Source organism: Bacteroides sp., assembly GCF_030151085.1.
In the GTDB taxonomy this organism is placed as follows: Bacteria; Bacteroidota; Bacteroidia; order Bacteroidales; family Bacteroidaceae; genus Bacteroides.
Window position 1 is genome coordinate 25131 of the sequence record NZ_JASLER010000018.1, and the last position, 13954, is coordinate 39084.

The 13954-nt window shown below is 46.9% G+C and carries 12 protein-coding genes; 11 read left to right on the forward strand and 1 reads right to left on the reverse strand.

The annotated features are described in order from the left end of the window. The first annotated feature begins 15 nt into the window (after positions 1 to 15). From Q1W14_RS03725 to Q1W14_RS03775, 11 genes are all read left to right on the forward strand, one after another. On the forward strand, positions 16 to 1362 hold the full coding sequence (locus Q1W14_RS03725) for a glutamate synthase subunit beta (protein ID WP_300699395.1): 1347 nt from the start codon (positions 16 to 18) through the stop codon (positions 1360 to 1362). Positions 1363 to 1367: 5 nt separating this feature from the next. Next, positions 1368 to 3092 carry an asparagine synthase B gene (gene asnB, locus Q1W14_RS03730; protein WP_300699397.1) on the forward strand — a complete coding sequence of 575 codons (1725 nt, stop codon included), beginning with the start codon at positions 1368 to 1370 and terminating at the stop codon, positions 3090 to 3092. Positions 3093 to 3163: 71 nt separating this feature from the next. Beyond that, the gene (locus Q1W14_RS03735; RefSeq protein ID WP_300699399.1) at positions 3164 to 3442 is read left to right on the forward strand and encodes a putative quinol monooxygenase; all 279 of its coding nucleotides are present in this window, start codon (positions 3164 to 3166) and stop codon (positions 3440 to 3442) included. 24 nt (positions 3443 to 3466) lie between these two features. Further along, positions 3467 to 4237, forward strand: a complete 771-nt coding sequence (locus Q1W14_RS03740; protein ID WP_300699401.1) for a glycerophosphodiester phosphodiesterase family protein — start codon at positions 3467 to 3469, stop codon at positions 4235 to 4237. Between the two features lie 339 nt (positions 4238 to 4576). Then, positions 4577 to 5446: a diaminopimelate epimerase gene (gene dapF, locus Q1W14_RS03745; RefSeq protein WP_300699403.1), complete on the forward strand. Its 870-nt coding sequence runs from the start codon at positions 4577 to 4579 to the stop codon at positions 5444 to 5446. A gap of 52 nt (positions 5447 to 5498) precedes the next feature. Then, a complete protein-coding gene (locus Q1W14_RS03750) occupies positions 5499 to 6731 on the forward strand; it encodes an LL-diaminopimelate aminotransferase (RefSeq protein WP_300699406.1) in 1233 nt (410 codons plus the stop codon). A gap of 94 nt (positions 6732 to 6825) precedes the next feature. Then, positions 6826 to 7530, forward strand: a complete 705-nt coding sequence (locus Q1W14_RS03755; RefSeq protein WP_300699408.1) for a hypothetical protein — start codon at positions 6826 to 6828, stop codon at positions 7528 to 7530. Between the two features lie 28 nt (positions 7531 to 7558). After that, complete coding sequence (locus Q1W14_RS03760) at positions 7559 to 7915, forward strand: P-II family nitrogen regulator (RefSeq protein ID WP_300699410.1); 357 nt, start codon at positions 7559 to 7561, stop codon at positions 7913 to 7915. A gap of 59 nt (positions 7916 to 7974) precedes the next feature. Beyond that, positions 7975 to 9369, forward strand: coding sequence for an ammonium transporter (locus tag Q1W14_RS03765; protein ID WP_300699412.1), 1395 nt, complete (start codon positions 7975 to 7977; stop codon positions 9367 to 9369). A 97-nt stretch (positions 9370 to 9466) separates the two neighbouring features. Next, positions 9467 to 11656 carry a glutamine synthetase III gene (locus Q1W14_RS03770; protein ID WP_300699414.1) on the forward strand — a complete coding sequence of 730 codons (2190 nt, stop codon included), beginning with the start codon at positions 9467 to 9469 and terminating at the stop codon, positions 11654 to 11656. 165 nt (positions 11657 to 11821) lie between these two features. Continuing rightward, positions 11822 to 13120, forward strand: coding sequence for a S28 family serine protease (locus tag Q1W14_RS03775; protein WP_300699416.1), 1299 nt, complete (start codon positions 11822 to 11824; stop codon positions 13118 to 13120). A 109-nt stretch (positions 13121 to 13229) separates the two neighbouring features. Here the strand turns inward: Q1W14_RS03775 and Q1W14_RS03780 are convergent, their stop codons facing one another. Further along, the gene (locus tag Q1W14_RS03780; RefSeq protein ID WP_300699418.1) at positions 13230 to 13814 is read right to left on the reverse strand and encodes an HdeD family acid-resistance protein; all 585 of its coding nucleotides are present in this window, start codon (positions 13812 to 13814) and stop codon (positions 13230 to 13232) included. Between the last annotated feature and the right edge of the window lie 140 nt (positions 13815 to 13954).

Here is a 13954-nt window from a genome sequence, read left to right on the forward strand (position 1 = left end):
TAATCACTAACTATCATGGGCGATCCTAAAGCATTTCTCCATATTCCCCGTCAAGAAGCGGGTTACCGTCCGATACACGAACGTATCACAGATTTCAGTCAGGTTGAACAAACGCTGAACAGTCATGAACGCAAACTCCAGGCATCACGCTGCATGGATTGCGGAGTACCTTTTTGCCATTGGGCATGTCCGCTGGGAAATAAAGATCCTGAATTTCAGGATGCTCTTTATAAAGGTCATTGGCGCGAAGCCTACCGTATTTTGACAAGCACAAATGACTTTCCCGAATTTACAGGACGTATCTGCCCTGCCCTTTGCGAAAAGTCTTGTGTGTTGAAACTCTCATGCAATGAGCCTGTCACTATCCGTGAGAATGAGGCGGCAATTGTCGAGGCAGCTTTCCGTGAAGGGTATGTCGTTCCCGTGCAGCCCCGACGTAACGGGAAGAGAGTAGCCGTTATCGGTGCAGGGCCGGCAGGATTGAGCGTTGCCGTGCGCTTGAATGCCAAAGGGTATGAAGTGACAATCTTTGACGGCAAACCTATGCCGGGCGGCTTGCTCCGTTACGGCATCCCCAATTTCAAATTGGATAAAGCTGTCATAGACCGACGCATGAAGGTACTTGAAGCCGAAGGTATCAAATTCGAGATGGGCGTTTATGTCAATGTACAGAAGCTACCCGCCGGATTTGATGCGTATGCCGTCTGCACCGGCACTCCGACGGCACGCGACCTAAGCATCCCCGGTCGTGAACTGAAAGGCATTCATTTCGCTCTCGATATGCTGGCTCAGCAAAACCATATACTGGATGGAGAGACTTTCCCCAAAGACCAACTCGTCAATGCCAAAGGGAAACGGGTGCTCGTCATCGGGGGTGGTGATACAGGCTCCGATTGTATCGGTACCAGCATCCGTCAGGGAGCTGTCAGCGTAACACAGATTGAAATAATGCCGCAACCTCCTGTAGAGCACAACCATGCTACTCCCTGGCCGCAGTGGCCCATAGTATTAAAAACGACCTCCAGTCACGAAGAGGGCTGTACCCGCCGTTGGTCGTTGGCATCCAACCAATTCTTAGGCAAGAATGGAAAGGTCACCGGCGTAGAAGTGGAAGAAGTGGAATGGCTTCCTGCAAAAGACGGAAATCGCCCCACGATGCAACCTACCGGTAGAAAGGAAATTATCAATGCCGATATGGTGCTTCTCGCTATGGGCTTTCTGAAACCGGAACAACCTGATTTCTCTGAAAATGTATTCATTGCCGGAGATGCCGCCACCGGCGCCAGTCTTGTGGTACGTGCACTCGCCAACGGAAGAAAAGTAGCACAGCAAATAGATGAATTACTAACCCTTAATCACTAAACATCATGTGTGGAATAGCAGGAATTTTCAACATACAGACTCAAACCCCGGAATTGAGAAACAAAGCGCTAAAAATGGCACAGAAAATCCGTCATCGCGGACCGGACTGGAGTGGTATTTACGTTGGCGCCACCGCCATCCTTGCCCATGAACGCCTTTCCATCGTCGACCCGGAATCGGGCGGACAACCCTTGTATTCACCCGACCGTAAGCAAGTGCTTGCCGTGAATGGCGAAATATACAATCATCGTGATATCCGTAACCGCTACGCCAACCTCTATAACTTCCAGACCGGTTCGGATTGTGAAGTAATCCTCGCTCTTTACAAGAATAAAGGTATTAATTTTCTTGAAGAGCTTAACGGCATCTTTGCTTTTGCCCTCTATGATGAAGAGACGAATGACTACCTCATTGCCCGCGACCCTATCGGTGTTATACCTTTATATATAGGAAAAGACAAAGAAGGACATATCTACGTAGCCAGCGAACTGAAAGGTTTGGAGGGTTTCTGTGACGAATACGAGCCCTTCCCTCCCGGTCATTTCTTATGGGGACGAGATGGTAAAATCCGTCCTTGGTACACCCGTACCTGGACATCATACGAAGCCGTGAAAGATAACTATACCCCCGCAGCCGACCGCAACAATCTTCATACTCCTGTAGATCGCAAAGCCTATACCATGCAGGTAAACGTTCTGCGGGAAGCCCTTGAAGCCGCCGTACAACGTCAACTCATGTCCGACGTTCCCTACGGCGTTCTTCTCTCCGGCGGACTGGATAGCTCCGTCATTTCAGCAATCGCCAAGAAGTATGCTTCCAAGCGGATTGAAACTGATAATACAGCCGATGCCTGGTGGCCGCAACTCCACTCTTTCGCCATCGGCCTAAAAGGTTCGCCCGATTTGCTTAAAGCCCGTGAGGTAGCCCAATACATCGGCACCATCCATCACGAAATAAATTATACCATTCAGGAAGGACTCGATGCGATACGCGACGTTATCTACTTTATTGAAACCTACGACGTGACTACCGTTCGCGCCTCCACCCCCATGTATCTGCTGGCACGTGTCATCAAAAGCATGGGCATCAAGATGGTACTTAGCGGCGAAGGTGCCGACGAAGTATTTGGGGGCTACCTCTATTTCCACAAGGCTCCCACTCCACAGGCTTTCCATGAAGAAACCGTACGCAAGCTCTCTAAACTTCACCTTTACGACTGCCTGCGCGCCAACAAAAGCCTCGCTGCCTGGGGAGTGGAAGGTCGCGTACCTTTCCTCGACAAAGAATTTCTGGAGGTGGCCATGCAGCTCAATCCCTCGGTGAAGATGTGCCCCGGCAATGTCATAGAAAAGAAGATAGTCCGCGAAGCATTCGCCGATATGCTACCCGAAAAGATTGTCTGGCGTCAGAAAGAACAGTTCTCCGACGGCGTAGGCTACAACTGGATTGATACCCTGAAAAACATCACGTCCGCCGCCGTCAGCGACGAACAGATGGCGCAAGCTGCCGAACGTTTTCCCATCAACACCCCGATGAACAAGGAGGAGTACTACTACCGCACCATCTTCGAGGAGCATTTCCCCAGTGCAAGTGCGGCAAAGAGTGTACCCAGTGTGCCCAGTGTGGCTTGTTCTACCGCCGAAGCTCTTGCATGGGATGCCTCGTTCAAGGGAAAGAACGATCCGAGCGGCCGTGCAGTAGCAGGAGTGCATGAAGAAGCATATCATTGAATTTTAATATCTATTTCTTCAATTTCCGGATATAATCAACTACTTTTGCAGAGTACTAAATTTGAAAAAATATGATTAGATTAAACGTTTTTATCCAAGTAACTGAAGCCAACCGTGCCTCTGTACTTGAATCAGCAAAGGAACTGGTTGCATCATCTTTGAAAGATAATGGTTGTATTGCATACGACATCTTCGAAAGTTCCACCCGCAAAGAAGTCTTGATGATTTGTGAGACATGGCTCAATGAGGAATCGCTTTCCGCACATGAGCAAACACCTCATTTTATCACTTTAGTTCCCCAAATACAAAAACTGGGTAGCATGAAGATCGAGAAATTTGAATGGGCCTAGAAACTTGAAATTCCCTCTAAGACAATGAATCTAAAAAGTATCACTCTTGCCTCTGCTCTACTGCTTTCAGCATGTGGAGCAATGCAGGCACAGAAAACCCAAGTTATTGCACACCGTGGTTATTGGAAAACAGACGGTTCTGCACAAAATTCCATCGCCGCACTCGTAAAAGCGGATTCCATCAACTGCTACGGTTCTGAATTCGACGTATGGCTCACTACAGACAATAAACTGGTAGTGAACCACGACGAAACATTTAAAGGAGTAACCATGCAAAATGCCACTTCAAAAGTATGTACTGCTGTAGAACTGGATAATGGTGAACAACTCCCCACCCTGCAACAATACCTGGATAAAGCCCAAAACTTAAAAACCCGCCTCATCCTGGAATTGAAAGCCCACAAAACGCCGGAACAAGAAACACGTGCTGTAGAAGGTATCGTGAAAATGATTAAAGATATGGGGTTGGAGAAACGTACGGAGTACATAACTTTCTCTAAACATGCCCTTAAAGAATTTATTCGTCTGGCACCTAAGGGTACTCCCGTCTACTACCTGACCGGAGACGCTACTCCTGCTGAATTAAAAGAATGGGGATGCGCCGGTCCGGACTACCACTTCAGCGTGTTCCAGAAAAACCCCGAATGGATCAAAGAGTGTCATAAGCTTGGTATGAAAGTAAACGCCTGGACAGTGAATGAACCCAAAGATATGGAATGGCTCATCGCTCAAGGGGCAGATTTCATTACGACTAATGAACCTGTAGTATTAGAAGAAATTCTAAAGAAGAAATAGACAATCTATATACATATAGATACTAAACAAACAAAAACCGCTTCATTTTGAAAACAATGAAGCGGTTTTATTGTTTAAAAAGAAAGCAATCAATCTGATAAATAATCATTTTTATTATTCAAAAGTCAAATAATACTTCATATTGATTACAATTATTGCGATTATAATCTTCCATACTTATAATTTGAAAGCAGAATAAGTTATATTTGTACAGAATGTAAGTTCTATCAAAAAACAATAGAGAATAGATATATCATCCGATTAATTATCAAACAAAACGTTATATATTTGCAGTGGAATAAAACAAAAAGAGATACCAATCAATAAATATAGTACAAAATGACAAAGACTATAGAATTCACAAAGATGCACGGTACTGGGAACGACTACATCTATGTAGATACTACTAAATACCCCATCGAAAGTCCGGAAGAACTTGCGAAGAAATGGAGTGCACCGCACACAGGAATTGGTAGTGACGGTCTGGTGCTAATCGGTCTCTCTGAAAAAGCGGATTTCAGCATGCGCATCTTCAATGCCGATGGCTCAGAAGCCATGATGTGCGGCAATGCCAGCCGTTGTATCGGTAAATATCTTTATGAACATGGGCTAACCCGGAAAACTGAAATCACCCTCGACACCCTATCAGGTATCAAGATTCTAAAGCTGCACTTGGCTGCTGCAAAGGTCAACTCTACTGACGTAAAGGTCAACTCTGTGACCGTAGACATGGGCGTCCCTGCCGATGAACCGGCAGACTACGACGGAAAAGGTGCCAAGCCGATGAAGGAACAGCCTATCAGTGTAGAGGGAAAGCGCTATGTAGGAACTACCGTATCAATGGGAAATCCGCATCTGGTAATCTTTGTCAATGACATTAAAGAGATAGATCTTCCCGCTATAGGACCCAAATTAGAAAACCATCCCCTCTTCCCCGGACGCATCAATGTAGAATTTGCACAAGTGCTAGGAGAAGGCCAAATACGAATGCGCGTCTGGGAACGCGGATCGGGCATCACTCAAGCCTGCGGCACAGGAGCTTGTGCCACTGCCGTAGCCGCTTTCCGTACCGGACGTGCCGGAAGAAAATCAATCATCATCATGGATGGAGGTCCACTTACCATCGAATGGGATAACACGACCAATCATGTATTCATGACGGGAGAAGCCACAAAGGTATTCGACGGGAAAGTGGAGATTGAAGAGTAGAGCCGAACATCGGGCATCAGTAAAAAGTAGAACTTAAAACAAAAGCAAAGATATGGCATTAGTGAACGAACATTTTTTAAAGCTACCGGGCAGTTACTTATTCTCGGACATAGCTAAAAAGATAAATACTTTCAGGATAACACACCCCAAACAAGATGTCATCCGTCTGGGTATAGGAGACGTTACCCGGCCACTGCCACCGGTCTGCATCGAAGCGATGCACAAGGCAGTGGAAGAGATGGCTGATGCAAAAACATTCCACGGCTACGGTCCCGAACAAGGCTATGACTTTTTGATTGAGGCTATCGTCAAACATGATTACGTTCCGCGCGGCATCCATTTCGCTCCAACGGAAATTTTCATAAACGACGGAGCCAAAAGTGATACGGGCAACATCGGTGACATTCTCCGCCACGACAACAGCGTAGGCGTGACCGACCCGATATATCCGGTGTACATAGACAGCAATGTGATGTGCGGACGAGCCGGCGTACTGGAAGAAAATGGCAAATGGAGCAATGTAACTTACATGCCCTGTACCGCCGAAAACCATTTTATTCCCCGGATTCCGGACAAACGCATCGACATCGTCTACCTCTGCTACCCCAACAATCCTACGGGTACTACCCTAACCAAACCCGAACTGAAAAAATGGGTGGATTATGCACTTGCCAACGATACGCTCATTCTGTTTGACGCCGCATACGAAGCTTTTATTCAAGAAGAAGATGTGCCCCACTCCATTTACGAAATTAAAGGTGCCAAAAAATGCGCCATCGAATTCCGTAGTTTTTCGAAGACCGCCGGATTTACAGGAGTACGTTGCGGCTATACCGTAGTACCGAAGGAGCTCACCGCCGCCACACTGGAAGGTGAACGCATCTCACTGAACAAACTGTGGAACCGTCGCCAGTGCACCAAGTTCAACGGCACCAGTTACATCACTCAACGGGCGGCAGAAGCCATCTATACTCCCGAAGGAAGACAACAAATAAAAGAGACGATTGATTACTATATGACCAATGCCCGCACCATGAAGGAGGGCCTCGAAGCAACCGGACTGCAAGTGTACGGCGGCGTGAATGCTCCTTACATCTGGCTGAAAACTCCGAACGGCACAAGTTCCTGGCGTTTTTTTGAACAAATGCTATACGAAGCCAACGTTGTCGGCACTCCGGGCGTCGGATTCGGACCCAGTGGCGAGGGCTACATACGGTTGACCGCTTTCGGCAAACACGAAGATTGCGTGGAAGCGATGAGACGTATTCGTAACTGGTTGAAATAAATAAATAAAGCAAACTACTATAGTTTAAGCGCTATACTATAACACGTGCCGGATTGATCATCCGCAATTTTTTAAACTTAAAGATTAAAGGTATATGAGTACAAGAAGTGTAAAATTAGGGGTAATAGCAATCACGTTATTATCAATGGCAATGCCTTTCACGGCGAAAGCACAAGATAAAGTAGAAGCATCGGTAGGCGCCAACCTAGTTAGCGGATACATCTGGCGTGGTCAGGATTTGGGAGGCGTAAGCATCCAGCCCAGTGCATCCGTCTCTTTCAGAGGTTTCTCTCTGGAAGCATGGGGTTCCGTAGGGTTTGAAAGTAAAGACGATAAAGAGTTTGACCTTACACTAGGCTATTCCACCGGAGGTTTCAGTGTATCGGTTACGGATTATTGGTTCAACAGCGGTCCCGGCTACTTCCAATACGGTGCACGCAACACGGCGCATGTATTCGAAGGGCAAATCGGTTATGATTTCGGTCCGCTTGCCGTAAACTGGTACACCAATTTTGCCGGAGCCGACGGATTGGATAAAGAGGGTGACCGCGCCTATTCATCTTACCTTTCTCTTGCCGCTCCATTCAAGTTAGGAGGTTTGGACTGGACAGCAGAAATAGGAGCCACTCCCTGGGCCACTGATTTCTACGGAGCTAATGGCTTTGCCGTATGCGACGTCAGTTTGGGAGTAAGCAAAGATATTAAGATCACCGACTCATTCTCCCTTCCCTTGTTTGCCAAAGCCACTTGGAATCCCAGATCGGAAGGAGCCTATTTCGTTGTCGGATTGAGTTTTTAGGGAATTATACATATAAATTGTTTAAGGTATGAAAAAGATTGAAGCTATTATCCGCAAAACAAAATTCGAGGAAGTGAAAGACGCACTCCTCGAAGCGGACATTGAATGGTTCTCTTACTACGAAGTAAGAGGCATCGGGAAGTCCAGGCAAGCCCGTATCTACCGTGGTGTACTGTATGACACCAGTTCTATCGAACGAATCCTTATCTCCATCGTGGTGCGCGACAAGAATACGGAAAAGACCGTACAAGCCATCATCAAATCCGCACAAACCGGCGAGATAGGCGACGGACGTATCTTCGTCATTCCCATTGAAGATGCCATCCGCATCCGTACTGCCGAGAGAGGCGACATCGCACTCTATAATGCCGAACAAGAAAGATAAGCCGGCAGCAACAAATCGCATTTAAGAAAATACAATACAACTTAAAGTCTAAAGAGATTATGGACAAATATAAAGTATGCAGTCATGCCCGACTGTGTATAGCCACCGCTATATTCATGGCTTTCTGCTTCACCACCGATACTTTCGCACAAGAACCCGCAGTAGCGGACAGTGCAATGACCGCAACAGCGGATAGTGCAATAACAGACGAATTGGCTAACGGACTGAACACCGTATGGATGCTGCTCGCGGCGATGCTGGTATTCTTCATGCAGCCGGGCTTCGCATTGGTAGAAGCCGGTTTCACAAGAGTAAAAAATACCGCCAACATCTTGATGAAGAACCTTGTGGATTTCATGTTCGGTTCCCTGCTCTACTGTTTCATCGGTTTCGGACTGATGTTCGGAGCAGGTGGATTCATCGGGATGCCCCACTTCTTCGACCTCTCGTTCTATGACGGCGGCGGACTTCCTTCCGAAGGATTCCTCGTATTCCAGACGGTATTCTGTGCCACGGCTGCCACCATCGTGTCAGGAGCTATGGCAGAACGTACCAAGTTCTCCATGTATCTGGTTTACACCATCTTCATCAGTGTACTGATTTATCCCATTTCCGGTCACTGGACTTGGGGCGGCGGTTGGCTGATGAACGGCGAAGCAGGTTCTTTTATGATGGATACGTTCGGAGCAACTTTCCATGACTTCGCAGGTTCTACCATCGTTCATTCCGTAGGTGGTTGGATCGCTTTGGTAGGCGCCGCCATCCTCGGCCCGCGTATCGGTAAATACGGAAAAGAAGGCAGATCGAAAGCTATCCCCGGACATAACCTGACCATCGCCGCACTCGGTGTATTCATCCTCTGGTTCGGATGGTTCGGATTCAATCCCGGTTCACAGTTGGCAGCGGCTACCACAGCCGACCAGGAAGCTATCTCACACGTATTCCTGACAACTAACTTGGCAGCTTGTGCAGGCGGTTTCTTCGCATTGGTAGTCAGCTGGATGAAGTATAGCAAACCGTCCTTGTCACTGACGCTGAACGGCATTCTGGCTGGTTTGGTAGGTATCACGGCAGGTTGCGACGCAGTTTCTCCGGTGGGAGCAGTCATTATCGGCACCGTCTGCGGCATCCTGATGATTTACTCAGTAGAGTTCATCGACCGCGTGCTGAAGATTGACGACCCCGTAGGCGCAAGTTCCGTACATGGTGTCTGCGGTTTCACAGGAACCGTCCTTACAGGTTTGTTCTCTACCAGCGAAGGTTTGTTCTACGGTGCAGGCTGGGGCTTCCTCGGTGCACAGTTATTCGGTGCACTCGTAGTAGGCTGCTGGGCAGCAGGCATGGGTTACATCATCTTCAAGAGCCTCGACAAGATTCACGGTCTCCGCGTCTCCAAACGAGTGGAAGAAGAAGGCCTCGACATCTACGAACACGGAGAATCAGCATACAACTGATAATTACAATCCCGGGCAGGTTTGATCGCCTTCCCGGGAACCAAAGTTTTTTTACTCTAACATAATTTTAAACCAACAATTACAACTCTAAAGTATTATGTCAAAATTGAGATTCAGAGTAGTAGAGACGGCTTTCAAGAAGAAACCCGTTGCAGTGGCAGCTCCGGCGGAATGTCCGTCCGTGTATTTTGCCAAGTATGTGTTCAACAAAGAGAAGATGTTCAGGTATCTGCCCAGTAAGGTTTATGCCAAACTAACTGATGTGATTGAAAATGGCGCACAGCTAGATCGTAGCATTGCTGACGAAGTAGCTGCGGGTATGAAGAAGTGGGCTATTGAAATGGGAGCAACCCACTATACGCACTGGTTCCACCCGTTGACTGAAGGCACTGCCGAAAAGCATGACGCTTTTGTAGAGCATGACGGCAAAGGCGGTATGATGGAAGAATTTACCGGAAAACTGCTCGTACAGCAGGAACCGGATGCTTCCAGTTTTCCAAACGGTGGTATTCGCAATACATTCGAAGCTCGTGGTTACTCTGCATGGGACCCTTCTTCTCCCGCCTTTATTGTGGACGACACACTCTGTATCCCAACTATTTTTATTGCCTATACCGGTGAATCCCTGGACTACAAAGCTCCGTTACTGAAAGCTCTGCAAGCTGTAGATAAAGCAGCCGTCGATGTTTGCCACTATTTCAATCCGGATGTAAGGAAGGTATATGCTTATCTGGGCTGGGAACAGGAATACTTCCTGGTCGATGAAGGGTTGTATGCAGCACGTCCCGACTTACTAATGACCGGACGTACCCTGATGGGGCATGAAAGTGCCAAGAACCAGCAACTGGAAGATCACTATTTCGGAGCAATCCCTACACGTGTAGCTGAGTTTATGAAGGAACTGGAAATAGAAGCACTCAAACTGGGCATTCCGGTCAAGACCCGTCACAACGAGGTAGCGCCCAACCAGTTCGAACTGGCCCCTATCTTCGAGGAATGCAATCTGGCGGTCGACCACAACATGCTCCTCATGTCTCTGATGCGTAAAGTGGCTCGTAATCACGGCTTCCGTGTACTATTGCACGAGAAACCCTTCAAAGGAGTAAATGGTAGCGGCAAACATAATAACTGGTCATTGGGTACCGATACCGGCATTCTGCTACATGCTCCCGGCAAGTTTCCCGAAGATAATTTGCGCTTCATCACCTTCGTAGTGAATACCTTGATGGCCGTTTACAAGCACAACGGATTGCTGAAAGCCAGCATTTCCAGTGCAACGAATGCTCACCGTCTAGGTGCTAACGAAGCACCTCCTGCCATCATCTCTTCCTTCTTGGGAAAACAGTTGTCTCAAGTGCTGGAACATATCGAAGAGAGTACCAAAGACGATCTTGTAAGCCTCAGCGGCAAGCAGGGCATGAAGCTGGATATTCCGCAAATTCCGGAACTGATGATTGACAATACCGACCGTAACCGCACCAGTCCTTTCGCCTTCACCGGCAACCGCTTCGAGTTCCGCGCCGTAGGTTCGGAAGCGAACTGTGCCTGTGCCATGATTGCCCTCAACTCCGCTATTGCCGAGCAGTTGGCAGAATTCAAAAAAGACGTGGACGCGCTTATCGAAAAAGGCGAGCCGAAGATTCCGGCTATTCTCGAAGTGATCCGCCATTACATCAAGGTTTGCAAGCCTATCCATTTCGATGGCAACGGCTACAGCGATGAATGGAAAGCAGAAGCCGCCCGTCGTGGTCTGGATTGCGAAACCAGCGTTCCCGTTATCTTTGACAATTACCTGAAACCTGAAAGCATCAAGATGTTCGAGTCCATCGGTGTTATGACCCGAAAGGAACTCGAAGCCCGTAACGAAGTAAAATGGGAAACGTACACCAAGAAAATCCAAATAGAAGCCCGTGTTCTCGGAGACTTAGTAATGAACCACATCATCCCCGTTGCTACAAAGTATCAAACGGATTTGGTCGACAACGTTTATAAGATGAAGGACTTGTTCCCCGCAGAGAAAGCTGCAAAACTATCTGCCAAGAACCTGGAACTCATTGAAGAGATTGCAGACCGCACCGCTTTCATCAAAGAGCATGTAGATGCTATGATCGAAGCCCGTAAGGTTGCCAACAAGATTGAATGCGAACGTGAAAAAGCCATCACCTACCATGACAAAATCGTGCCGATGATGGAAGAGATACGTTATCATATAGATAAGTTGGAACTCATCGTTGACGACCAGATGTGGACATTACCTAAGTACAGGGAATTGCTGTTTATCAGATGAAAAACCACTAAACACTAATTATTATTTCTTTTGTTGGTTGTTTTAAGTTTGCAGGAGAAGAGGTGCCGTGAGGTAGTTCTTCTTCCTTTTTTTTTGTCCGGTTGATAGTGCCGATAGCAACAAAATAGGTTATCTTTGCCTTCATATAAAACAACTATGAATATTATGAAGAATCTACGAACCTGTTATGCAGCGATTCTGCTGTTTGCACTTCTATTTACATCGGCATCTCTATCCGCACAAACGGAGTTGCAGCAAAAGTTAAGTAAGATTTCCGCCATTACGGAAACCAAACCCTCGGAATCTACTGAATTTACCGAGAAGTATGTAACCTATTTCACTCAACCGCTGGATCACCGTCATCCCGAAAAAGGTAGTTTCAGTCAGCGGGTCATCGTTTCCCATGTGGGCTTCGACCGTCCTACAGTGCTTGTGACCGAAGGTTATGGCGCCGCATACGCTCTTAATCCAAAGTATCGTGAAGAACTTTCCAAACTGCTCAATGCTAATATGATATTCGTTGAGTACCGCTATTTTCTCGAATCCACTCCCGAACCCAAAGACTGGCAATACCTGACAGCTGAAAGCTCTGCTGACGACCTGCATGCTGTGACCACTGCTTTCAAAGGCATCTATCCCGGCAAATGGATTGCAACAGGTATCAGCAAAGGCGGACAAACATGCATGCTCTACCGTACTTTTTATCCGGACGATGTAGATATCTCCGTGCCTTATGTTGCTCCTCTTTGTTATGCTGCCGAAGACGGTCGTCACGAACCTTTCCTCCGGAAAGTGTCTACCGCCGAAAACCGCAAAAAGATTGAAGACTTCCAGCTGGAAGTACTGAAACGTAAAGCCACATTACTTCCCCGCTTCGAAAAATATTGTGAAGAGAAAGGACTTAAATTCCATGCCCCTCTTGAAGAGATTTACGATTACTCGGTACTGGAATACTCCTTCGCCCTATGGCAATGGGGAACTCCCATCAGCAGCATTCCGGCAGTAACCGCATCGGATGATGAAATCTTCGCCCATCTGCTCGACATCAGTAATCCTGAATACTTTATTGCAGATAGCCCTACGGCTTCGTTCTTTGTACAGGCTGCGCGCGAACTGGGTTATTATGGTTACGACATCCGCCCTTTCAAGAAATATCTTTCTATCAAATCGAGCAAAGATTACCTGCATCGCCTGATGCTACCCGAAGAACTGAAAGACATGCCTTTCGACAAAACCTTGGGCAAGAAGATAACGAAGTTCCTGAAAGAAAACGATCCGAAAATGATCTTCATCTACGGTCAGAACGACCCATGGACGGCAGCTGGAGTAACTTGGTTGAAGGGAAAAGAAAATATACATGTATTCATCGAACCTAACGGAAGCCATCGTGCCCGTATCAGCACCCTACCAGAAGTTCAAAAGCAAGAAGCCATCTCACTGATAAATAAGTGGTTGCAAGAATAAAAAAATAGATGGTCTGTTTGACTAAAACAGACCATCTATTCAATGCAAACAGACCATGCGTTTAGGGTAAACAGACCATCTGTTTCCAACCAACGCATGGTCTGTTTTTTTATTCTATGATTTCAGCATCTTCAATGTTATTGATTTCTTTGGAAGAAGCATCCTTTGCTCCCGGTGTTTTCGGACGAAGGCGTGTAAATTTAAACCAGTTCAGCAATTCCGAAGCTGCATAAATCAAACTACTGATACCAATAATGATGAATGCTGTAGAGCGTACTCCCGTAGGATTGAACAGCGCAATCAGTCCGGCAAGCAAAATCAGCACCGGAATGATATAAAATCCGGTGGGAACCGAAGTCCAGCGACGTGCTGCTGAAAGTGAGGCTATTTGTTGTACCCCTCCCATCACCAGGATAAATCCCAATACAAACGTCAGCAGATCGGCAAAGAAACCGGGCATAATGATTAACCACAAGCCAAACAGCAAACTACCCACTCCCTCGATAGGAAAGCGGCGGCGCATTTCGGCACTTTGCGCAAAATATCCTATAATACTGATGAGTGAAGGCACCAAGAAGATGACACCTATAGTAATCACAAAATAATCACCTGCTTGGTCGGGAAACATCACCAATACCAAACCGATTACGAGCGCACAAATCACTCGCAGAAATGAGTAACTTAATCCTTTCATGAGTCTATGATTTTTTGCGAAGATACATTATTATTTTAACAACTCCTCGCGAATGCCCTTAAAAATCAATTCGTAGTGAGCCATGCATTAATATCTTCAGCTATAAAAAGCCAATACAATAATAAAAGTATCGCGATGAC

Excerpts from the sequence above, each read along its gene's own strand:
- Q1W14_RS03725 (WP_300699395.1), top strand. The coding sequence starts at position 16 with ATGGGCGATCCTAAAGCATTTCTCCATATTCCCCGTCAAGAAGCGGGT.
- asnB (WP_300699397.1), top strand. The coding sequence starts at position 1,368 with ATGTGTGGAATAGCAGGAATTTTCAACATACAGACTCAAACCCCGGAA.
- Q1W14_RS03735 (WP_300699399.1), top strand. The coding sequence starts at position 3,164 with ATGATTAGATTAAACGTTTTTATCCAAGTAACTGAAGCCAACCGTGCC.
- Q1W14_RS03740 (WP_300699401.1), top strand. The coding sequence starts at position 3,467 with ATGAATCTAAAAAGTATCACTCTTGCCTCTGCTCTACTGCTTTCAGCA.
- dapF (WP_300699403.1), top strand. The coding sequence starts at position 4,577 with ATGACAAAGACTATAGAATTCACAAAGATGCACGGTACTGGGAACGAC.
- Q1W14_RS03750 (WP_300699406.1), top strand. The coding sequence starts at position 5,499 with ATGGCATTAGTGAACGAACATTTTTTAAAGCTACCGGGCAGTTACTTA.
- Q1W14_RS03755 (WP_300699408.1), top strand. The coding sequence starts at position 6,826 with ATGAGTACAAGAAGTGTAAAATTAGGGGTAATAGCAATCACGTTATTA.
- Q1W14_RS03760 (WP_300699410.1), top strand. The coding sequence starts at position 7,559 with ATGAAAAAGATTGAAGCTATTATCCGCAAAACAAAATTCGAGGAAGTG.
- Q1W14_RS03765 (WP_300699412.1), top strand. The coding sequence starts at position 7,975 with ATGGACAAATATAAAGTATGCAGTCATGCCCGACTGTGTATAGCCACC.
- Q1W14_RS03770 (WP_300699414.1), top strand. The coding sequence starts at position 9,467 with ATGTCAAAATTGAGATTCAGAGTAGTAGAGACGGCTTTCAAGAAGAAA.
- Q1W14_RS03775 (WP_300699416.1), top strand. The coding sequence starts at position 11,822 with ATGAAGAATCTACGAACCTGTTATGCAGCGATTCTGCTGTTTGCACTT.
- Q1W14_RS03780 (WP_300699418.1), bottom strand. The coding sequence starts at position 13,814 with ATGAAAGGATTAAGTTACTCATTTCTGCGAGTGATTTGTGCGCTCGTA.